Below are 21,464 nucleotides of genomic sequence, written 5' to 3' on the forward strand. Positions count from 1 at the left end.
TCGGTCTCAAAGGCGCTGCAAACCTAACGATGTACACCCCCCCAGCCCCACCGCCCTCCAGCCTAAATCACCCGGAACCCATGCGTCCCGTCTCGCTCAAGCTGCGCCACCAGCCCAAACTCCCAATCAAGGTAGCCCTGCATCGCCCCCCGGGGGTTATCCGTGCCCTCATAAGGGCGGCGGTACCGATCGCTACGGGCCACGGCCAGCCGGGCTTCCCCCGTTTCCAGCGGCTTCCCGGCCGCGATCCAGGCAGCAGTGCCGCCCGTGAGCACATGCACCGGTGCACGGGTCAGCGCTCGCAGGTCCTGGGCGGCGAAGCGTGCCAGCAGGCTGCTGCCGCAGGTCAGCACGTAGCGTTGGGCCGCCGGGGTGCGTTCGAGCACTTCGGGCAGTTGCGCACGGATTGCCCACCAGGCGCCAGGGATGTGGCGATTAACGTAGTTGGCGCTGGTGGTGAAGTCCAGCACCACGGTGCTGTCTTCATCCAGCCACTGGGCCAATTGCCGAACATCGATTTCATCGACGGTGGGCACGGCCGGCAGCGGTGGCTGCCAGTCGCCCTGGGCACTGAAGTGCTGCTGGCCCAAGCCGTCCAATACGGCGACCTCCCAGCCCATTTGCGCCAGCCACGAGGCGCTCATGTTGGCGCGCACACCGTCGTCGTCCACCAGCACGATGCGGGCACCCCGCACGCTGGCGACATGGTCGGTTTCCTGCACCAGTTGGCCGCCCGGCACCGAACGGCTGCCAGGGAAGTGGCCGGCGCTGTACTCCTCGGGTGTACGCACATCGAACAGGTAGGTGGTGCGGGCAAGCTCACCTTGCCAGCGTGTCAGCCCGTCAAGACCAAGCCGCTGTACACCGGCGCGGTCAGCCACTGCTCTGGCCTGGCGTGCGGCGCGGGCGCGGGTGCCTTCGCTCACCTGGGCAAAACGTTGCGATTGGCCGTGGGCCAGGGCCTGACCTGCCAGGGTCCAGCCGATGGTGCCGTTGCGCAGGGCCGCTACCGGGTTAGGGATGCCTGCGTTGACCAGGGACTGGGTGCCGATGATGCTGCGCGTGCGGCCGGCACAGTTGACGATCACCTGGGTGGCGGGGTCTGGCGCCAGTTCTGCCACGCGCAGCACCAGCTCGGCACCCGGTACGCTGATGCCGCCTGGTATGCTCATGGTCTGGTACTCGTCGAAGCGACGCGCATCCAGCACAACCACGTTGGCGTTTTGCACCAGCAGTTGCTGCACCTGCTCAGCGGGTAACGAGGGGGTATGGCGCACGCTCTCGACCAGCTCGCCAAACGCCTTGCTGGGTACGTTCACGTCGCGGAACAGCTCGCCGCCTGCTGCCTGCCAGCCGTTTAGGCCATCTGCAAGGGTGGCCACGTCGCGGTAACCGAGGTCCAGTAAACGTCGGGCAGCCTGTTGGGCCAGGCCCTCGCCGTTGTCATACACGGTAATGGCGGTATCGCGCCGTGGGATGCGGGCCAGCACCTCCAATTCCAGTTTCGACAACGGGATGTTGGCGGCGAACAGTGGGTGCGCCTGGGCGAACGGGTCTTCTTCGCGCACGTCCAGCAGGGCCAGTTCCTGCCGTGCCAGCAAGGCCCGGCGAATGTCAGCGTATTGGCGGGTAGTGACGGCGCTCATGGGGCAAGGTTCTCTTTGGACAGGTCCCAGATATTGGGCAGGTGAAGGTTGGAGTAACCGGAAATGAACGGCTTTTCGGTACCGTCCTCGCTATACACGGCACGTCGGACGGCGCCGATGTTGGCCCCGTAGACATGGATACTGACGGACACCTGGTCGGTGTAGGCATTGCTGACCTGATGGATGTCCCCCACCTGGGGCGATACTGCCTCCACCTGCCCGGGCGACAGGCGTATGGCGGGGCCATCAGGGCGCAGCCCGCCTGCCGGGTCGCGGACGAAACCTTGCGAGTCCTCGGCACCGCGCAGCATGCCGATCAGGCCCCACACACGGTGATCGTGCACCGGCGTACGCTGGCCCGGGCCCCACACAAAGCTCACCACAGAGAAGCGCTGGCGTGAATCGCAGTGCAGCAGGTATTGCTGGTAGCGCTGCGGGTCAGGCCTGGCGAGGTCGTCTGGCAGCCAGTCGTCGTGGCTGACAAGATCGGCCAACAGGGGCTGGGCATGCCGCAGCAGGGTGGCTTCATCCGGTTGCCGGTCCAACAGCCCGGCTAGGCTGTCGATGAAGTGGCGCAGGCGTTCCGTGCGCAAAGGGTGGCTCATGACAGGGGCTCATCGGCGTAAGGTTGGGTAAACCCTAGCAAACGGTCTATCTATAATCAAAATGCAAAATATTCATAAGCTAATATGCAAATAATGCATTTACAGATGGCCTTGCATGCTTTCAAATCCCCCCACAATGCCCTGTTCGATCAAGCGTGGCGCTGCCACCTGGCTTGATCATTCACCCTGACGAGACCGCACGCGCGGATCGCCTTACAGGCCCTGATGGGCCCTGGAGACGTACGTGCGTTATTTCAAGCGATTGGCCGCCACCCTGTTGGCGTCTTCCCTGAGCGTTGCCGCTGCTGCCCAGACCCTGGTAGTAGGCGATCAGAGCTACAACGCCCGCGCGGTGATGGAAGCCGCAGGCGTGCTCGACGACCTGCCCTATACCCTGGAGTGGAAGCAGTTCACGGCGGGCTCCCCGGTCGCCGAAGCCCTAAACGTGGGCAGCCTGGACGTCGGCCTGCTGGGCGATGCGCCGCCGCTGTTCCTGGGGGCCCTGGGTGCGCCGATCAAGGTGATCGCAGTCAGCCGGCAGAACCTCGAAGGGGTGGCCATACTGGCGCGCAAGGACTCGGCCATTCACAGCCTGCAGGACCTGCGCGGCAAGCGCGCGGCCATCTGGAAAGGCTCATGGAGCCAGCAATTACTGTTCAGCGCCCTGGACAAAGCGGGCGTACCGCGCGATGCGCTGGAACTGCGTTACCTCAGTGCGCTGGATGCCTCCCATGCCCTGGATGGCGGCTCCGTAGACGTGATCGCCACGTGGGAGCCCTACGTCACCCAGCAGGAGCGCCATGGCGCACGGGTGCTGGCCACAGCCGAAGGGGTCATCCCGGCGCAGAGCTTCGTGGTGGCCAACAGCAAGGCGATCGAGCACAAGCGCCCACAGATCGCCGACTTCCTGCAGCGCCTGAAAAAAGCCCGTGACTGGGCCCTCGGCAACCCGGCCAACACCGAGGCCTATGCCGATGATTGGGCCAAACGCACCCGTGCCGACGCAGATATTGCCCGCGCCTGGTTCGCCCGCGCACGTACCGACCTGGCCCCGCTCGACCCGCAGGTGATCGCAGACGCACAGACCACCGTGGACTTCTTCGCCGGGCTCCGCCTGATCAAGGCCTACCCCGCAGCAACCCTGTTCGACACCTCGTTCACGGCAGCGATCGGCCAGCCCCAGGCCAGCAACCATTGAACCGGTCATCACCCCTTGCAAGGATTCCCATGAGCAAACGACAGATCAAGCTTGGCGCCCTGACCATGGGCTGCGGTGGCCCCGGCCGGCACAACCTGTGGCTGGACCCGGCGCTGCCCACCGACGCCAGCGTCAACATCGATTGGTACATCGAAATAGCCCGGCAAGCCGAGGCCGCGCTGTTCGACCTGGTCTTCATCGTCGACAGCCAGTACATCACCCCCGGCTCGCCCTCGCACTACCTCAACCGCCTGGAGCCCCTGACACTGCTCTCGGCCCTGGCGGTAAGCACCCGCCACATCGGCCTGGTAGGCACGTTGACCACCTCATACAACGCGCCGTACAACGTTGCCCGCCGGCTGGCTTCGCTGGACCTGATCAGCAAAGGGCGCGCCGGCTGGAACGTGGTCACCAGTGGTGATGCCGGAACGGCTGGCAACTATGGCCTGGATGAGCATTACGACTACGACACCCGCTATGCGCGCGCCCAGGAGCACGTGCAGGTGGTGCAGGGGTTATGGCAGTCGTACGAGGAAGGCGCGTTCCCCCGCGACCGGGCCAGCGGGCGGTTTCTCGACCCCTCGAAGCTGCACGCCTTGAATCATCAGGGGGCGCACTTTTCGGTTGTCGGCCCGCTCAACATCCAGCGCTCGCCCCAAGGGCAACCGGTGATCTTCCAGGCAGGGGACTCGGAACAGGGGCGTGACCTGGGGGCTGCCACCGCCGATGTGGTGTTTACCCATGCTGCCAGCATCGAACAGGGCCAGGCGTTCTACCGTGACATCAAGGGGCGCGCGGCACGCCTGGGGCGCGACCCGGACCAATTACTGGTGCTGCCGGGCGCAGAAATCTACGTGGGTGACAGCGATGAGCACGCCCGTGAGATCGAGCGCCATTACCACCAGGCCGACCACAGTTTCGACCTGGCCTTGAAAGAGTTTGGCCGTAACTTCGGTTGGCATGATTTCACCCAGTACGACCTCGACGCTCCCTTCCCCCAGCAAAGCCTGGAGCATGCGCGCAGCAGCTTCTTCACCAACGCCAAGCGCATCGCCGACCAGGCACGGGACAAGGGGTTCACCCTGCGCCAGGCCATCGAGTTCGGGCGCCAGTTGCGCCCCGGGGCCTTTGTGGGCTCGGCCCAGACCGTGGCGGCGAAGATGGCGCACTGGTTCGAAGCGCGAGCCCTGGACGGCTTCAATATCTACATTGGCCACCCGGAGCAGTTCCGCCGCTTCACCGAAGAGGTCGTGCCGCTGTTGCAGGAGCGGGGCGTCTACCGCACTGCTTATGAGGGCACCACGCTGCGCGAAAGCCTTGGGTTGAGCATTCCGCGCTTCAGCCGCTAGTGCACTGAAGGCCGCAATGCGGCCTTCAACCATTTCAGCACCTGCCTTAGAAGTCGTAGGCCAGCTTGGTGTACCAGTAGCCGCCGCCGGGATGGAAGGGTGGGTTGCCATAGGCGGCCTGGTTGCCGTTGGGGTTGTAGACCCCATTCTTGTCAGGCCGCACGTTGAAGATGTTGGTGCCGCCCAGGCTCAGGGTCAGGCTGTCGAACACCAGATAGGACAGGTCCAGGTCGGTGATCCATTTGGCGCCGAAGCTGCGGTCCTGCGCTGCGTTCTGCTGCCAGGTCTCTACCTTGCCGTAGCGGGTGGTCTGCAAGGTGCCGGTGAAGTTGCCCAGCAGCCATTGCCCCCCCAGTACCCACTTGGTTTTCGGCGAGGCCGCCACCAGGTCGCCCTCACGGCCATGCCCGACTACCTGAATGCCCGCATCCGCCAGCGCTTGTGGCGTGCCACGGGTACCGCGCACGGTGGTCTTGTTCCAGTTGAAGCCCAGGGTCCAGCGAACATCGCCCAAGGCACCGAACTCGCTGGTGTGGTCGGCCACCAGGTCCAGCCCGCGGGTACGGGTGTCGAACGCGTTGGTGTAGTAGTTGATCCAGGTGGTGCGGGCCAGGCCGAGTGATGCAAGGATGTCGCCCACTGCGCCTGCACCGCCGGCGCGGTCGTAGAGGTTTTCGGTAAGCAGAATGCGGTCATCGATGTCGATCAGGTAGGTATCCAGGGTCACGCTAGTGCGGCGTGCCGGCTGCCAGGTAATGCCCAGGCCTGCGTTGCGCGACTTTTCCGGGTCCAGGGTGCCACCGCCGAAGGCCTGCGCTGCGGCGCTGCCCGGGGCTACGGTGCGCCGCAGCGCGGGCACCACATTGCCATCGGCATCCAGCGCGGTGCGGTTGTCGCTGACGGTGTAGCCCGACTGGGTCAGTGAAGGGGCCCGAAAGCCGCTACCCAATGTGCCGCGCACGGCCAGCGTGTCGGTGAGGGCGTAGCGTGAATTGAGCTTGAAGCTGGCCGTGTTGCCCGACTCGTCGTCATAGTGCTCGAACCGCGCTGCCGTGCCCAGGTACCAGCGCGGTGACAGGTCGAATCCCAGGTCGAGGTAGGCCGCGTAGTTGTTGCGTTTGACGTCCGCTTCGTCTTCCGGGCGAATGGTCAGCGCTGCCTGGGCACCCACTGCGGTCTGGCCCCTGGCCAGTGCATACAGCGGGTTCGGCCTGCCATCGGCCAGCGTTGCCGGGTAGGTGTAGGGCCCCACGCTGTAGGCCAGCGGGTCGCCGGCGAACGTGCGAAAACGCTCCCAGCGATGTTCCAGGCCAGCCGATACGCGGGTGGGTACGGCCAGCCCGAACACACTGTCGAACGCGCGGGTGATGTCGAGGTTGTTGACCCACTGGTCGAATTGCAGGGTGGCCAGGTCGTCGAAGGACGTGGGCGAGGCGGGGCCGTAAGTGGGGTTGATGGTGAGGTCGCTGGACTGCTGGTTCTTGTTGCGCCCGTAGCTGGTGGACAGGTCCCAGTCCCAGTTGCCGGCAGCCCCTTTTGCCCCGAGCAGCCACTGGTAGTCGGTGTCCTTGATATTGTTGAGCGGGTAGTAGCCGTCAGGGAACAGCTCGGGGATGGACGCATTGCTGTTGGGCAGACGGTAGTTGTTGTAGGCCTCAAGCTTGCGTTCTGCATAGGTGGCGAACGAGTAGAGCTTCAGGTCATCGCTCAGGGGCAGTTCGGCGTTGTAGCCCAGGTTGAAGGCGCGCAGGTCGGGGTCGCCGTTCTTCACGGCGCGGCGGTCCCAGGTGGCCTGGCGGTCATCTTCGAAATAGGCGCGGTAACCGGGCGCTGCCTTGTCGATCCAGCTGGCGGTACCTCGCTTGCGCGCCTCGCCCGACAAGTGCAGGAAGCCACCATCACCCAACACGAAGCCTTGGTCGCCGGCCAGCTTGAGGGTTTCGCCCTGGCCACTGTACAGCTGGCCGTAACTGCTTTCGTAATGGCCGCCGCTGCTGGTGTTCTTGAGGATGATGTTGATCACCCCGGCCACGGCATCGGAGCCGTACTGGGCTGCAGCGCTGTCTTTCAGCACCTCGATGTGCGACACCGCGCTCACCGGGATCATGTCGATATCGACGGCATTGGCCCCGCTGTTGTCGGTCGAGCCGCTGGCCGGTACGGCGCTGTTGTGACGCCGCTTGCCGTTGACCAGTACCAGGGTGTACGCCGGGCCCAGGCTGCGATTGCTCAAGGGCCGCACACCGGACTGGAAGCCGGCGATGTTGGTACCGAAGTTGAACGACGGCAGCAGCCTGGCGATGGCCTCCGACAGCTCGGCGCGGCCGGTGCGCAGCAGTTGCTCGCTGCTGATGACGTCGATGGGGGCGGGACTGTCGGCCACGGTGCGCTGGTTGCCGCGCATGCCGGTTGAGATCACCGTGACGGTATCCAGGCGTGGGTCCTCGGGGGCAGGCTCGGCATTGGCCAGGGGCGCAAGCAGGCAGGCCAGCGGCAAGGCGATGAAAGGGGGTTTAGGCATCATGTCCTCGAAAAGCACGCAGGGGGGTAGGCGCCAGGCGCCTCATGGGCCTGGCGATTCAAGGTTTGCAGTGTTCAGGGGGCCGTTGTCGGCCTTTTTGCGGCGTCCGCCAGCCCTACAGGAACGGCGCCGTTCCTGCGGGGCTGGGCTGGCCTACCACGGGGTTGCGCCGTTTCAGGCGCTGCGGGTGCCCAGGCTGGCTTCCCGTTGTGCCACCAGCGCACGGATGCGCGGGATCAGGTGTTGGCCATAGTCCACGGCATCGCGCAATTGCTCGAACCCGCGGAACAGGAAGGTGGTCACGCCCAGGTCGTAATAGGCCAGGGCTGCCTCGGCCACCTGCTCGGCCGTACCTACCAGCGACGTGGAGTTGCCAGCGCCGCCGCCGAGGGCGGCAATCTCAGTCCACAGGCGGGTGTCATGCACCTTGCGTTGGCTGGCCAACTGCACCAGGCGTTCGGAGCCGATGTTGCTGCGGCCGAAGTTCTTTTCGCGGCGGTTGCCCTGGCGGATGCCGATGACGTTCTGGGCATCGGCCAGAATCTGCTCGGCACGGGCCCAGGCTTCTTCTTCGGTGGCCCCCAGGATCGGCCGCAACGACAGGCTGAAGCGGATGTGGTTTTCCCGGCCGTAGCGGGCCGCCGCCTTGCGTACCTGGGCAATGCGCTCGCGCACCTGTTCCAGCGGTTCACCCCACATCATGTAGACGTCGGCATGTTTGGCGGCCACTTCCACGGCCGCGTCCGACGCGCCGGAAAAGTACACGGGCAACTGGCCAACCGGTTTCACCAGCGTGAGGTTGTCCTCCACCCGGTAATGGGTACCGGTGTGGTCGAACGGTTGCTGTTGGGTCCAGGTGTTGCGCAGCACGTCCAGGTACTCGTCAGTGCGGGCATAGCGGGCATCCTTGTCGAGGAAGTCGCCATCGCGCTGCAGGTCACCACTGTCGCCACCGGTAATGACGTTGATAGCGGCCCGGCCGCGGCTGAGCTGGTCGAGGGTAGCGAACTGGCGGGCGGCGAAGGTTGGCGCCTGAAAACCGGGGCGGTGCGCCACCAACAGGCCGATGCGCTCGGTGACGGCTGCCACGTAGCTGGCCAGGATCAGGGAGTCGGGCGCGCTGGTGCTCACCGCCAGCAGTGCCTTGTCAAAGCCTGCATACTCTTGGGCTTGGGCGAAGGCCTTGATGAACGCCAGGTCCACCACCGGGCCACGGGGTGCCTGGGATTCGCTGCTTTCCTGTGGGCCGATCAGGCCGATGAATTCGAGGCTCATGCAAAGTGCTCCTGCGTTACGGATGGGAAACTCATGCGTGCTCCACTGCAGCGCATGAGGTGAGTGCTCGGTGTGGCGGCCACTGCCTGGGGGTCAGACCGCCACGGGCAGTACGCTGCGTGAATGCCCGGGTATCGCTGCAACCAGGGCTTGGGTATAGGGGTGCCCCGGGTGGCCCAGTACCTGGGCTGCCGGCCCTTGTTCAACCACCTGGCCGTGGCGTAGCACCAGTACCTGGTCGGCCATGCTGGCGACCACGGCCAGGTCGTGGGAGACCAGCACATACGCCACCTTCAACTCGCGTTGCAGGTCGTCAAGCAGTGCAAGAATCTGCGCCTGCACCGACACGTCCAGGGCACTGACCGGCTCGTCCAGCAACAGCACCTCGGGGGCCAGGGCCAGTGCACGGGCGATGGCCACCCGTTGGCGCTGGCCGCCGGACAGCTCGCGCGGCAAGCGGTCCAGGAACTGCTCGGGCAGGCCAACCCGGCGAATCAGCTCGACGGCCTTGTGCTCCAGTGCCGGGCCTTTGAGCAGGCCAAAGGCGACCAGCGGCTCGACGATGCTGTCGTACACCGTGAAGCGCGGGTCGAGGGCGGCGAACGGGTTCTGTTGCACCAGCTGAACGCGCCGGCGCAGGGGGCGGAACTGCCGCCAGCTGTAGCCGCTCACATCCACACCTGAATACTCCACGTGCCCTGTGCTGGGGAGTTCCAGGCCAAGGGCGATACGCAGCGCCGTGCTTTTCCCGGAGCCCGATTCGCCAACGATGGCCAGGGTTTGCCCGGCATGCAGGCTCAGGCTCAGGCCCTGCAGCGCGGTGAATGTGCCCGTGGGTGCAGGCAGTGCGAACTGTTTGCCCACGTTGTGCAGGCGCAGCAACGGCTGGTCCGGTTGGGCGCGGGGCCGGCGCCGTGGGACGAAAGCCGGAGCGGCGTTGAGCAGGGCACGTGTGTAGGGCTGTTGGGCGCCCCATAGCACCTGCCGGGGCGTGGCCAGCTCCACCGGTTCACCCTGTTTCATCACCAGCAGGCGGTCTGCGCGGTCACAGGCCATGCCAAGGTCGTGGGTGATGATCAGCAGTGCGATACCCCGTTCAGCCGTCAGCTGCTGCAAGTGATCGAGAATGCGCCGTTGCACGGTCACATCCAGGGCGCTGGTGGGCTCGTCAGCAATGATCAGGCGTGGTTCCCCGGCCAGGGCGATGGCAATCAGCACCCGCTGGCGCATACCGCCAGACAGCTCATGCGGGTACTGCCTGGCGCGCAAGGCGGGGGCGTCCAGGCCTACCTGGGCCAACAGGGCCTGCACGTCGGCGTCCACGCCCCGGTAGCGTCGGCCCCGGGCCAGCACCAGCGCCTCGGCGACCTGCCGGCCAATGCGCAGGGTAGGGTTGAGGCTGACCATCGGATCTTGCGGCACCAGGCCGACGGTGCGCCCGCGCAATGTGCGCCAGGTACGCTCGCTGGCGTGGGCCACGTCGACCCCCTCCACCCACACCTGGCCCTGGTCGACACGGGCATTGCCCGGCAGCAACCCCAGCAAGGCGTTGGCCAGGGTGGACTTGCCCGAGCCGGACTCGCCAACGATGGCCAGTGTCTCGCCAGGTGCCAGGCTGAACGTCACCTGTTTCAACGCCTTTACACGCTCACCGGCCACGCGGTAGCTCACGGCCAGGTCACGCACTTCTATCAAGGGTGGGCGGCTCATCGTGCGTGCTCCTCGGCGCTGCGCGCCAGGTGGTTGAGGCTGAAGACCACCGCCACCACAAACAGCCCTGGCAGCAGGGATACCCACGGCGCTGTGATGAGGAAGTGCCGGCCATTGGCGATCAGCGTGCCCCATTCAGCAGCCGGCGGCGCGGCGCCAAAACCCAGGAAGCTGAGCCCGGCGGTGGCCAGGATGGCTGCACCGAAGTCCAGCGTTGCGAGCACTGCTACGGGCCCCCAGGCATTGGGCAGCACGTGGCGCCACAGCGTGCGCACCCAACTGGCACCCCCCAGCCGTGCTGCCTCTACATAGGGAAGGGTCTTGATGCGCAGCACTTCGCCGCGTGTGGTGCGGGCAAAGCCCGGCAGGATGCCGACGCCAACGGCCACTGCTACCGGCACTGTGCCAAAACCGATGGCGGTGACGATGGCCAGTGCCAGCAACAGGCCGGGCAGCGCCAGCAACACGTCCACCAGGCGCATCAGCAGCGCATCGGTGCGCCCCCCGGCGAACCCCGCCAGCACGCCCAGGCCCAGGCCACCGACCAGCGCAATGGCCACCGCCAGCAGCGCAGCCAATATGGACAGGCGTGCGCCGTATACCACCCGGGTGTACAGGTCGCGGCCCAGTTCGTCAGTACCAAACCAGTGGACAGCGTTGGGTGCGACCAGCTTGTCGGCCGGCGAAGTGGCGTATGGGTCGAAACCGGTCAGCACCTGTGGCGCCAGTGCAGCGAGCAGCGCAAACAGCACCACCAGCAGGGCCAGGCTGAACCCAGGTTTGCGCAGCAAAGGCGCCAGGGCCTGCACGGCGCGTTGCAGCCGCGTACGGCGCTGCCACGGCGTAGCGGCCCGTCCGGCGTGGCGGGTGCGACCCTGTGTAGCGGGCACGGCTTCGATGGGGGGCAGGGGGATGTCGACGGTCATGTCAGCTTACCTTGGCAGTGTGGGTGATGCGCGGGTCCAGATACGGGTACAGCAGGTCCACGATCAGGTTCACCACCACGAAGGCGGCGGCCGATACCGCGACGATTGCCAGCACCACCGGAATGTCCTGGCGCAGCACCGCTTCCTGGGCCAGCCGGCCTACGCCATTGCGCGAGAAGATGGTTTCGACCAGCACAGCGCCCGACACCGTATTGCCCACCTGCAGGCCCACCAGCGTGAGCAGCGGCAGCGCGGCGTTGCGCAGGCCATGGCGTGCCTGCACCTGGGCGCGGCTCAAGCCCTTGGCGAATGCGGTGGCGATGTAAGGCTCCTGCCATACCCCCTGGAAGCCGCGCTGTAGTACCTGGACATACACGGCTGCGCTGGGAATGGCGAGGGTGATGGCCGGCAGCACAAGGCTGGCCGTGCCCTGGCTGCCGGTGGCCGGGAACCAGCCCAGGCCGAAGGCGAACACCTGGATCAACAGCAGGCCCATCCAGAACACTGGCACGGAGAACCCCAGCGACGGCAGGCGCGCCAGTGCAGCCTTCAGCGGCCGCCATTGCACATAAGCCGTGAGGTAGGCCAGGCCGACCCCGGCCAGCAGGGAGAGCCCGATGGCGGTGCCGGCCAGCGCCAGGGTCTGCGGCAGGCGTTCAGCCAGCAGCGCGGTGACCGGCCGCCCCAGCGACAGCGACTGGCCAAGGTCGCCCTGCAGCGCCCCCCACAGCAGGGCGAAGTACTGCTCGAACACCCCCTTGTCCAGCCCGTAGAACGCCCGTGCCTGCGCCAGTTCCTGGGCCGACAGGCCGTCGGCTTCCATGCCCGATGCACTGAGCATGATTGCCAGGGTGTCGCCTGGCAGCAGGTAGAGGATGAAGTAGGTGAGGGTGTACGCCCCCCACAGCACCAGTACGGCCTGGGCCAGGCGGCCTGCCAGGTAGCCCTTCATGGCTGGGCCACCTGGATGTCGCTGAGCAGCGCGAAGCCTTCGGCGGTCCAGCGGAAGTCTTTCACACGTGCTGCGGTAGCGGCTTGCCACACGCGTTCGTAGAGGGGGAATGCAGAGGCTTCATCAACCAGCAGGTCCTGCAGCTGGCCATAGGCATGCGCCCGCTGCGGTTCGGCAGTGGCGGTGATGCCGGTGTCGAACAGCGCCTGGGCTTTGGCCAGGGTGGCCGGCGCGTAGGTGTTGGTGGCCAGGGTGGCGCTGTTGGCCGCCCTGGGGTCCAGAATGGTCTGCAGGATGATGGGGTCGGCGCGGGTCATGTAGGTGGAGGTCAGGTCGTAGTTGCCCGAGGCATTGCCCGCCACCCATTCAGCACGGGTCAGCACGTTCAGCCGCAGGTCGATGCCCACTTTGCGCAACTGGTCCTGCACCAGCACGTCGCCTGCGCTTTCAGCCGGGGTGAGGTTGTAGCGCAAGGTCAGGCGCTGGCCGTTCTTGTGCCGGTAGCCGTCGTCGCCCTTGTGCCAGCCTGCGGCGTCAAGCAGCTGTTCCGCCGCTTTGGGGTCGTAGGCCAGTTTTTCGGCCTGGGGCTTGAAGAAGGGGGTGGTAACGTCGTACACGCCAGTCACCACAGGGAAGGCAGTGTTGTAGACGGTATGGGCGTAGCTGGTGCGGTCGATGGCCTTCTGCAGTGCCAGGCGCACCTGGCGGTCGCCCAGCAGCCGGCCGTTGCGGGTGTTGGGGTACAGGTTCAGGGCAGGGCCAGGCAGCGAGCGGCTCTGGATGGTGGCGCCCTTGCTTTGCAGCAGGTTGAGGTCTACCTCGGAGAATGGGTTGCGTGGCCACAGGATGTCGGCCTTGCCCTGCAGGAACAGGCCGTTGCGCACGCTTTCTTCGGGGATGTAGCTGATGTCCACTGCCTCCACGTGCGCCGGGCCCTTGTTCTGCACGTTGGCCGACGCCCAGGCGTAGTCGGCGCGCCGTGTCAGGCGGGCACCCACTTCAGGGGTGTAGTGGTCGAGCACGAACGGCCCGGTGCCGATGATCTTGCCCAACGAGCGCTCTTGCGCTGTAAGCCGATAGGAGGCCGGCGCCAGCACCGCCAGGTTGGTGGTGGAGGTGGCCTGCAAAAAGCCTGCGTTGGGCTTGGACAACACCAGCCGCACGGTGAAGTCGTCGAGCACCTCGGCGTGGTCATAGCCTGCCAGGTAGGTGGCGCCGAAGGTGGCAGGCAACTGGGTGGCGAAGGCCTTGTTGCTGTCGAAGGCGGTCTTGACGGCGTGGGCATCAAAGCGCTCGCCATTGCTGAAAGTCACGTCCTGGCGCAGGTGGAAGGTGTAGTTCAAGGCATCTGCCGAAACCTCCCAACGCTGGGCCAGCCAGGGGATGATGCGACCGCTGTCCGGGTCTTGGTCGGTGAGCGATTCCACCACGTTGCGCAGCAGCACGCGGTGCTCCAGCCAGTAAACCTGGAACGGGTCGACGCTGACCAGGGTGGTGTTGTCACCCCAGAAAGCAATACGCAGGGTTTTGTCGGCGGCTGCATTGTCAGTGGGCGAGCAGGCAGCCAGGGCCAGGGCCAGTGAACCGATGGCGAACAGGCGGTGCAGGGTGGGCATGGGGTGATCCTTCAGTGGCAGGGCAGGTAGTGCTTGAATCAGTCCTGATACGCGCGGCCTTCGCGGTCCAGTTGCCGGACCAGCGCATCCCAGTGCCGCTGGATGCCTTCGCCCTTGCCGTCGGAAAAGCGCTTGGATTGTTCGTGGACCTTGGCGATGGCGGCAGGCGAGGCATGGCGCAGTTGGTCATTGCCGCCTGCCTGCGCGGCAATCTGGATGTTGCAGGCCCGCTCCAGGCCATGCAGCTCCCGGAAGGCGTGTTCCACGCTGATGCCCCCGGTGAGCAGCCCGTGGTTGCGCAGGATCAGGATGTTGCTGTCACCCAGGTTGGCGACCAGCCGCTGCTGCTCGTCCAGGTCCAGCGCCACGCCTTCGTACTCGTGGTACGCCACGCGGCTGTAGTACGCCAAGGCATGCTGGGAAATGGGCAGCAGGCCGCCGCGTTGTGCCGATACCGCGGCGCCGTCACGGGTGTGGGTGTGCAGCACCGCAGCAAGGTCAGGCCGGGCGCGGTGGATGGCGCTGTGGATTACATAACCGGCCTGGTTGATCCCCAACCCCAGCGGGTCATCGATCAGGGTGCCGTCCACATCCACCTTCACCAGGTTGGACGCGGTGATTTCGTCGAACAGCAGGCCGAAGGCGTTGATCAGGAAGTGTTCATGCGGGCCGGGCACGCGGGCCGAGAAGTGGGTGTAGATATGGTCGGTCCAACGGAACAGGGCGGCCAGGCGGTAGGCGGCGGCCAGTTTTACCCGTACCTCCCATTCCTCGGGGCTGACGCGGTCGCGGACATGTTCGGCGACAGGGCTTACGGCGGACAGGGCGTTCATGATGGGGCTCCAGTAATCAATGACGGCATGTGTTGCGCAGGGCGGTGGTTGGCGCGTTCATGGCGCGGCCTGGGCGAGGGCGGCGCGGCCGGCCTGGGCGAAGATCACGTCATCCTGCGGGGTATGGATACGGCTACAGAGCACGTCGCGGTAGTGCCGCTCCAGCGGGTTGCGCCGTGACAGGCCGGGGTTGCCGGCGGCTTCGATTGCCAACTCGACCGCGCGGATGGCATTGGCGCTTACCAGGTGCTTGATCTGCCCGGTATGCAGCGGGTCGATGAAGCCGGCGGCGGCCGAATCCAGCAGGCTGCGGTTGGCGAACAGCAAGGTATCGATACGCCCCACAACGTCCTGGAAGCGCGGCAGGCTGGCCAGTGGCGCGCCCAGGTTCGTGGGTGCGCGCCGGTTCAGAAACCCTGCCAGCCAGTCGCGTGCGGCCTGGGCTACGCCGTCGTAAACGGCAGGCAGCAGTACCGCCATCCATAGCAGGCTCTGGGGATCGAGGTCGGCGGTGGGGGCGCTGGCGGGGCTCAGGGCCACGGCGTGGTCCAGCGGAATCTGCACGTCATCGAAGCGAACCTCGTGGCTGCAGGTAGCCCGCATGCCCAGGTGGTCCCAGTCGTCGACGATGGTGATACCCGGGGTATCGCGGTGCACCAGGAAGCTGCCTACGCGCGGGTCGCTTTCATCCGTGCGGCCCCACACCAGCATCCAGGTCAGGCCATGGCTGCCGGTTGAGTAGATTTTTTGCCCACTGATGCGCCACCCAGCGGCGCTGCGGCGGGCGACGGTGCCAGGCAAGCCGCCGCGGGCCGGGGTGCCCAGTTCGGGCTCGACGCGCAAGGCATTGATCAGCGCGCCGTGCTGCACGGCATCCCGCGCCACGCGCTGGCGCAGGTACTCCGGCCACTGCGTATTGGCCTGCAGGCGAGCGTGTTGCAGGTACTGCATCACCAGAATCAGGGCGGTGGCAGGGTCACCTTTGCCCACGGCACCGATCACCCGCCGGGCGGTGACGAGGTCTGCACCGCCGCCGCCCAGCGCCGTGGGTACGGTCAGGGCCAACAGGCCATGGCGGTGCAGCAGGTCGAAGTTGTCCTGAGGAAAGCTGGCACTGCGGTCATAACGTTCGGCGTTGGCGGCGAGCGCCAGCGTCAGCTCTGCAAGTGCGCTGTCGGACGGGTGACTCATGGGGCTTCATCCCTGAATGACGGTGTGTGGCTAAGACCGTATTCTTATGGATGGGCGCTGTAAAAGGCTTATTTGTTCTAAGCTAATTATTTGTTCTGCTAATTTATATGCCTGATGTTTATGCGTAACTCGCATTTAAGGCTGAGCGATTCTTACTCAAGCAGCTGTTGCCCGGCCACGTTTCCGAACAGCTCGACCGGGTCTTGCAGGTTGCCCAGGTAGCGCGGGTGGAACAGCCACAAGTCCACCTGTGGCTTGAAATCACTGACATTGAGCACTTCCAGTGCGTCGCGGTGGCGGCTGGCCTGCAGCAGCGGCTCTGGCACCAGCCCAAGGCCCTGGCCATTGGCAACCAGGCCCAGTTGCAGCTCGGTGCCGAAGGTTTCCAGGTTGATCGAAAGGCTCAGGCCCTGTTCGCTCAAGGCGCGCTGCAAGCCGGCGCGGAAGCCGCAACCGTCGGGGTTGAGCACCCAGCCGCGGGTGTAGCAGTCCCTGAGCTTGTAGCTGCGCTTGCTGGCGCCGCTTCTGGCTGACACCACTTTCAGCGGCATGCGTCCGATCGAGCGGCTGGCAATGCCCTCGGGGAAGATCTTGCCTGGCGGAAACAACGCGGCAGCGGCATCCAGTTCGCCGTTTTCCATGCGCGTTACCAGGCTGCTGCCCCAACCACTGCTCACTTGAGTGCGCAGTTGCGGGTACACCTCGCGGATTTGCGCCAATGCCTGGAGCAACACCACATCACCCAGGGTTTGCGGTACACCCAGGCGCAAGGTGCCGGAGGGCGCGCCATCATTGGCCACCAGCTCACGCAATGAGTCGATCTCGCGCAGGATCGCCTTGCATTGCTCGTATACCCGCAGCCCCATGGGTGTGGGCTTCAGCGGCTTGGTCTGGCGGTCGAGCAGGGTGGCCCCCAGGTCTTCCTCGAAGTTCTGCAAGCGCCGGGTGATCGCCGGCTGGGTGAGTTGCAGCGCCTCTGCAGCAAGGTTGGTGGACTGGCAACGAATGACCGCGACGAAGGCGTCCATATCATCGATTTTCATGAGCTGTGTTCACCAGATTGGGCGGGAAATAAGGGATTAGCATAATCGGGCATTAGCGTAATGCCTGCCATGTTACACGCAAGCCCCGGCGTGATAATGAATTATGCATATTAGGTTATTCCTAAAATCAATTTAATCTATTTTTCACGATTGGTTAGAGTCGGTGTCCCCGGCGCACCCTGCGCTGCTGCAATTGCTGAGGACCACCATGCCATTCCTATCCAAACTGCTCACCCTGACAGCTGCGCTGCTGGTCGCGGCCCATGCCGGCGCCAGCGAGCGGCTGACCCTGCGCATTGGTGACCAGAAGGGCAACATGCGTGCCCAGTTGGAGGCCGCCGATGCGTTGCGCGACCTGCCCTATGACATCCGCTGGGCCGAGTTCCCCGCTGCGGCCCCGCTTGCCGAAGCGCTGAATGCGGGGGCCATTGATGCAGGCATCATCGGCGATGCCCCGCTGCTGTTCGTGCTGGCTTCGGGTGCGCCGGTAAAGGCCATTGCCGTGGACAAGTCCGACCCCTACGGCACGGCCTTGCTGGTGCGCCCCGATGCACCGTTGCACAGTGCCGCCGAGCTCAAGGGCAAGCGCATCGCAACCGGTCGCGGTTCCATAGGCCACCACCTCGCCCTCAAGGCACTGGACCAGGCAGGCCTCAGTGACAAGGACGTGGAGTTCCGTTTTCTGGGGCCGGTAGATGCCAAGATCGCCCTGGCCAACGGTTCGGTAGATGCCTGGTCGACCTGGGAACCCTATACGGCGCTGGCAGAAACCAGCGGGCAGGGCAGGGTGCTGGTAAACGGGCGTGGGCTTTCCAGCGGCAACAGCTTTCTGGCAGCCACCGATCAAGCACTGGGGCAGGTGGCCAAGCGTGAGGCACTGCAGGACTACCTGAACCGCCTTGCAGGCGCACAAGGGTGGGCCTACCAGCACCTGGACAGCTACTCAAAAACCCTGGCGGCGATCATCGGTTTCCCGCAAGAGGCAGCCCGCCTGCAGTTCGAGCGCCGGCAGTTGCACTGGCAGGTCATCGACCCGCAGACCATCGGCGAGCAACAAGACACCGCCGACTTCTATCACGCCCACGGGCTGATGAGTCAGCGCCTAGACGTCGCCCCCACATTCGCCACAGGCTTCACCGTGCCCGCCAACGGCCCACTGGCCAAGCAACCCTGAACCGGAGACGTACATGCCTTTGAAGAAACTGCGCCAACTGGGCCTGGCGTTGCTGGCCAGTGCCTTGCTGCCGAACCTGGCCAGCGCCGAGCAGACCCTGCGGATTGGCTACCAGAAGTCCTCTACCCTGATTACCTTGCTCAAGGCCCGTGGCAGCCTGGAACAACGCCTGAGTACGCAGGGCATACGCGTCAGCTGGCACGAGTTCCCCAGTGGGTTGCCGCTGCTCGAAGCACTGAACCTGGGCAATGTGGACCTGTCGGCCGACGTGGCCGACACGGTGCCGGTGTTCACCCAGGCCGCCGGCGCAAGGCTTACCTACTTTGCCCGGGAAGCACCGTCGCCCACTGCCCAGGCCATTCTGGTGCCGGCGGACTCGCCGCTCCGCACACTGGCTGATCTAAAGGGCAAGCGTGTTGCTGTCACAAAGGCGGCGGGCAGCCATTACCTGCTGATCCAGGCGCTGGCCAAGGCCGGGCTGACCTTCAAGGACATCACCCCGGCTTACCTCATCCCTGCCGATGGGCGCGCGGCCTTCGAGAACCATAAGGTGGACGCCTGGGTGACCTGGGACCCGTACGTCGCCAGTGCCCAGCGTCAGCAAAACGCACGGGTTCTGGCTGATGGCAGTCAGTTGGCCAGCTACCAGCGCTATTACCTGGCGGGCAGCGACTATGCCCAGGCGCACCCACAGGTGTTGCAGCAGGTGTACCTGGCCCTGCGCGACGTGGGCACCTGGACCAAAGCCAACCCCGTGGCGGCAGCGCGGATTCTGGGGCCTTTGTGGGGCAACCTGGACAGCGCAACGGTGCAGCAGGCCAACGCCCGGCGCAGCTATGACGTGCAGCCGGTGAGGCCGGAAAACCTGGTGGAGCAACAGCAGATTGCCGATGCGTTCTACCGTGAGGGGTTGCTACCGAAGGCCGTGGATGCGACGGCCGTGACGTTGTTCGAACCGGCTGCGCGTTGAGGCTGGGTGGGGCCGGTAATGCGTCCCCACCCGCACTCAACCCGGGAACAGAAACGGGTTGAAGCTGCTACGGGCAAACCCTTCGCGCTGCATTTCGGCATCGAGCACCAGCGAACCCAGGTCATCGGCCACCACCTCCAGCCCCTGGTCGTGCTCGTCGTACAACACTTTCAGGTAGCTGCCACAGTCACCACAGCTTTCGGCCTTCACCGGGCTGGCCTGCCGGTCCAGCGACCAGTAGTCCAGCTTGCCGGTCTGTTCACAATTGCTGCATTTGACCCGCACCATGTGCCAGCGGCTTTCGCACAGGCTGCAGTGCAGGTAGCGCAAGCCGTTGCGCTTGCCGGTCATGATCACGCTGGCGATGGGGGCGCTGGCGCACACCGGGCAATACTGGCGATGTTCGCCCACTGCGGCGTTGGCCGTGACCGGCAGGGCCGCAGCCAGTTGGCCGGCGTACAGCATCAACGCCGCCCACAGGAGCACGGCCTGGCCGCTGTTTACCTGGTCGTAGCGGCCCTGCAGCAGGTGGTCAGCCGCCCCCTCGCGTTGCTCAGGGGGCGTGTTGGCCAGGCTTGCCAGCGCATCGGCCAGTACCGGGCCGGCGCCAGGCATCAGTTGCTCGATCAGTTGCTGCAAGGCTGCCTGCCAGTAGCCCGAGCGCGCCAGCCGCTCTGCCGCCAACGGCACGTGCGGGCCCAGGTTGGCCACCACCGCCTGCACCTCGTCGGCCGGCACGGGAAAGCGCTGCAGCAAGGCCTGTTGAGCCTGCGCCACCTGTGCAGCAAACAGCAGGTAGTCGGCCTGTTCATGCCCCTGCGCCAGGTGGCGCAGGCGTGCGGCCCGCTGCTGGTAATACTGCCCTGCGGGCGGCAGCAGCAACGGGGTGATCTCGTTGACGCCGCCGGTGGCTTGTTCCACGGGCACCACCGTGATGCTGCTCATTGCTTGTCACCCTTGGAGATCTGCTGATACCAGCGGTCATGGTGCGACTTGGCCCAGCGACGGCTCACGTAGCCGGTGACCATGCCGCGTATCGACCCTTTGACCCAGAACGCCAGGTAGGCGTGACCGATGATCAGCAGGATCAGGCAGATACCTGCCACTGCGTGGGTGAACAGCGCCACGCGGATCAGGGCGATATCGAACAGGTGTGCGAACCATGGCCGCCAGATCACCACGCCGCTGAGCATCAGCAGGGTGATCAGGCCCATGATCCCCCAGAACAGCACCTTCTGCCCGGCATTGTACTTGCCAATCTGCAGCGGCTTGCTGTGGTCCCCGGCGAGTACGGTCTTCACGTTGCGAAACCAGATGGCGTCCTGGCTATCGGGCAGGTTGTATTTCACGAAGCGCGCAAACAGGAACATCAGCACCACGAACACCACCACCCCGAAGAACGGGTGGAGGATACGCGCGAGCTGCGGCGTGCCGAACACGCCGTTAAGCCAGTTCAGCGACGGGAAGAACCACGACAGCCCCGACAGGGCCACCAGAAAGAAGCAGATGACCATGAACCAGTGGCTGGCCCGGTCAATGAAGCGGGTACGCAGAATCAGTTTGTCCTTGTTCATCACGCGTGTTCCTCGTGGTCTTCTTCCACCTCATTCGGGCCAACGCCGATGTAATGGAATACGGTACCGGCCAGGGTGGCGAAGAACGCCGCCGCTGCCACCGGCTTCAGCCAGCCTTTCCAGCCAGTGATGGCGGTGCTGATGCGCGGGTCCGGGTTGAGCTTGTGGTACAGCTCGGGTTTGTCCGCGTGCTGCAGCACGTAGAACACGTGGGTGCCGCCGACGGCCTGTGGGTCGTAGATACCCGCGCCGGCAAAGCCGCGGCCATGCAGCTCGGTGACACGTTCCTCGGCCTGTACCAGCATGTCGGCCTTGCTGCCGAAGTTGATGGCGCCGGTGGGGCAGGTTTTCACACAGGCCGGTTCCTGGCCGACCGTGACCCGGTCGACGCACAGGGTGCACTTGTAGGCCTTGTTGTCCTTCTTGCTGATGCGTGGCACATCGAACGGGCAGCCGGCCACGCAGTAGCCGCAGCCGATGCAGTGCTCGGACTGGAAATCGACGATGCCGTTGGCGTACTGGATGATGGCGCCGGGTTGCGGGCAGGCTTTCAGGCAGCCGGGGTCGGCGCAGTGCATGCAGCCGTCCTTGCGGATCAGCCACTCCAGCTTGCCGGCCTCGTTCTCGTGCTCGTCAAAGCGCATCAGCGTCCAGGTGTCGGCTGTAAGGTCGGCCGGGTTGTCATAGACGCCCACGTTATGGCCGACCTCGTCGCGCAGGTCGTTCCATTCGTTGCAGGCCACCTGGCACGCCTTGCAGCCGATGCAGATGCTCACGTCGATCAGCTTGGCCACCTCGGCCTGGTGATCGCGTGCGCGGGGTGCCGGTGTGAAGGCGTGGGTGGCCGAGCGGCGGATGATGTCTTGGGATTGCAGGGACAT

18 protein-coding genes are annotated in these 21,464 nt (G+C 65.3%); 4 read left to right on the forward strand and 14 right to left on the reverse strand.

The window, feature by feature from the left end:
• Positions 1–62 precede the first annotated feature (62 nt).
• Both APH25_RS16430 and APH25_RS16435 read right to left on the reverse strand, forming a co-directional pair.
• Positions 63–1,646, reverse strand: a complete 1,584-nt coding sequence (locus APH25_RS16430) for a rhodanese homology domain-containing protein (protein ID WP_060482647.1) — start codon at positions 1,644–1,646, stop codon at positions 63–65.
• The gene (locus tag APH25_RS16435) at positions 1,643–2,251 is read right to left on the reverse strand and encodes a cysteine dioxygenase (RefSeq protein ID WP_060482648.1); all 609 of its coding nucleotides are present in this window, start codon (positions 2,249–2,251) and stop codon (positions 1,643–1,645) included. The genes APH25_RS16430 and APH25_RS16435 overlap by 4 nt, the downstream gene beginning before the upstream one ends.
• 244 nt (positions 2,252–2,495) lie before the next feature.
• Here APH25_RS16435 and APH25_RS16440 point away from each other — a divergent pair, with 244 nt between their 5' ends.
• Together APH25_RS16440 and APH25_RS16445 are read left to right on the forward strand one after the other, a co-directional pair.
• Complete coding sequence (locus APH25_RS16440) at positions 2,496–3,449, forward strand: ABC transporter substrate-binding protein (protein ID WP_060482649.1); 954 nt, start codon at positions 2,496–2,498, stop codon at positions 3,447–3,449.
• A 29-nt stretch (positions 3,450–3,478) separates the two neighbouring features.
• Positions 3,479–4,798, forward strand: a complete 1,320-nt coding sequence (locus APH25_RS16445) for an LLM class flavin-dependent oxidoreductase (RefSeq protein ID WP_060482650.1) — start codon at positions 3,479–3,481, stop codon at positions 4,796–4,798.
• A 46-nt stretch (positions 4,799–4,844) separates the two neighbouring features.
• On the opposite strand, the gene APH25_RS16450 is transcribed toward APH25_RS16445, so the two are convergent.
• The 9 genes from APH25_RS16450 to APH25_RS16490 form a co-directional block, all read right to left on the reverse strand.
• Complete coding sequence (locus APH25_RS16450) at positions 4,845–7,319, reverse strand: TonB-dependent siderophore receptor (RefSeq protein ID WP_060482736.1); 2,475 nt, start codon at positions 7,317–7,319, stop codon at positions 4,845–4,847.
• A gap of 174 nt (positions 7,320–7,493) precedes the next feature.
• The gene (locus APH25_RS16455; protein ID WP_060482651.1) at positions 7,494–8,594 is read right to left on the reverse strand and encodes an LLM class flavin-dependent oxidoreductase; all 1,101 of its coding nucleotides are present in this window, start codon (positions 8,592–8,594) and stop codon (positions 7,494–7,496) included.
• A gap of 93 nt (positions 8,595–8,687) precedes the next feature.
• Positions 8,688–10,304, reverse strand: a complete 1,617-nt coding sequence (locus tag APH25_RS16460) for an ABC transporter ATP-binding protein (RefSeq protein ID WP_060482652.1) — start codon at positions 10,302–10,304, stop codon at positions 8,688–8,690.
• Positions 10,301–11,230 carry an ABC transporter permease gene (locus tag APH25_RS16465; RefSeq protein ID WP_060482653.1) on the reverse strand — a complete coding sequence of 310 codons (930 nt, stop codon included), beginning with the start codon at positions 11,228–11,230 and terminating at the stop codon, positions 10,301–10,303. The genes APH25_RS16460 and APH25_RS16465 overlap by 4 nt, the downstream gene beginning before the upstream one ends.
• A gap of 1 nt (position 11,231) precedes the next feature.
• Positions 11,232–12,182, reverse strand: coding sequence for an ABC transporter permease (locus APH25_RS16470; RefSeq protein ID WP_060482654.1), 951 nt, complete (start codon positions 12,180–12,182; stop codon positions 11,232–11,234).
• The gene (locus APH25_RS16475) at positions 12,179–13,798 is read right to left on the reverse strand and encodes an ABC transporter substrate-binding protein (RefSeq protein ID WP_060482655.1); all 1,620 of its coding nucleotides are present in this window, start codon (positions 13,796–13,798) and stop codon (positions 12,179–12,181) included. The genes APH25_RS16470 and APH25_RS16475 overlap by 4 nt, the downstream gene beginning before the upstream one ends.
• Before the next feature lie 38 nt (positions 13,799–13,836).
• A complete protein-coding gene (locus APH25_RS16480) occupies positions 13,837–14,631 on the reverse strand; it encodes a class II aldolase/adducin family protein (RefSeq protein WP_060482656.1) in 795 nt (264 codons plus the stop codon).
• A gap of 57 nt (positions 14,632–14,688) precedes the next feature.
• Positions 14,689–15,822 (reverse strand): acyl-CoA dehydrogenase family protein, encoded by a 1,134-nt coding sequence (locus tag APH25_RS16485; RefSeq protein ID WP_060482657.1) that lies wholly within the window; start codon positions 15,820–15,822, stop codon positions 14,689–14,691.
• Positions 15,823–15,974: 152 nt separating this feature from the next.
• Positions 15,975–16,865: a LysR family transcriptional regulator gene (locus APH25_RS16490; RefSeq protein ID WP_060482658.1), complete on the reverse strand. Its 891-nt coding sequence runs from the start codon at positions 16,863–16,865 to the stop codon at positions 15,975–15,977.
• 208 nt (positions 16,866–17,073) lie between these two features.
• On the opposite strand from APH25_RS16490, the gene APH25_RS16495 reads away from it, so the two are divergent.
• Together APH25_RS16495 and APH25_RS16500 are read left to right on the forward strand one after the other, a co-directional pair.
• On the forward strand, positions 17,074–18,039 hold the full coding sequence (locus APH25_RS16495) for an ABC transporter substrate-binding protein (protein WP_060482659.1): 966 nt from the start codon (positions 17,074–17,076) through the stop codon (positions 18,037–18,039).
• A 13-nt stretch (positions 18,040–18,052) separates the two neighbouring features.
• A complete protein-coding gene (locus APH25_RS16500; protein WP_060482660.1) occupies positions 18,053–19,009 on the forward strand; it encodes an aliphatic sulfonate ABC transporter substrate-binding protein in 957 nt (318 codons plus the stop codon).
• A 36-nt stretch (positions 19,010–19,045) separates the two neighbouring features.
• Here the strand turns inward: APH25_RS16500 and fdhE are convergent, their stop codons facing one another.
• The 3 genes from fdhE to fdxH are packed head-to-tail and all read right to left on the reverse strand — an operon-like array spanning position 19,046 to position 21,464.
• Complete coding sequence (fdhE, locus tag APH25_RS16505) at positions 19,046–19,954, reverse strand: formate dehydrogenase accessory protein FdhE (RefSeq protein WP_060482661.1); 909 nt, start codon at positions 19,952–19,954, stop codon at positions 19,046–19,048.
• Positions 19,951–20,583: a formate dehydrogenase subunit gamma gene (locus APH25_RS16510; RefSeq protein ID WP_060482662.1), complete on the reverse strand. Its 633-nt coding sequence runs from the start codon at positions 20,581–20,583 to the stop codon at positions 19,951–19,953. Before APH25_RS16510 ends, fdhE begins: the two co-directional genes overlap by 4 nt.
• Positions 20,583–21,464, reverse strand: coding sequence for a formate dehydrogenase subunit beta (fdxH, locus tag APH25_RS16515; RefSeq protein WP_060482663.1), 882 nt, complete (start codon positions 21,462–21,464; stop codon positions 20,583–20,585). The genes APH25_RS16510 and fdxH overlap by 1 nt, the downstream gene beginning before the upstream one ends.

The sequence above is a fragment of the Pseudomonas sp. NBRC 111119 genome (assembly GCF_001320125.1).
Taxonomy (GTDB): domain Bacteria; phylum Pseudomonadota; class Gammaproteobacteria; order Pseudomonadales; family Pseudomonadaceae; genus Aquipseudomonas; species Aquipseudomonas parafulva.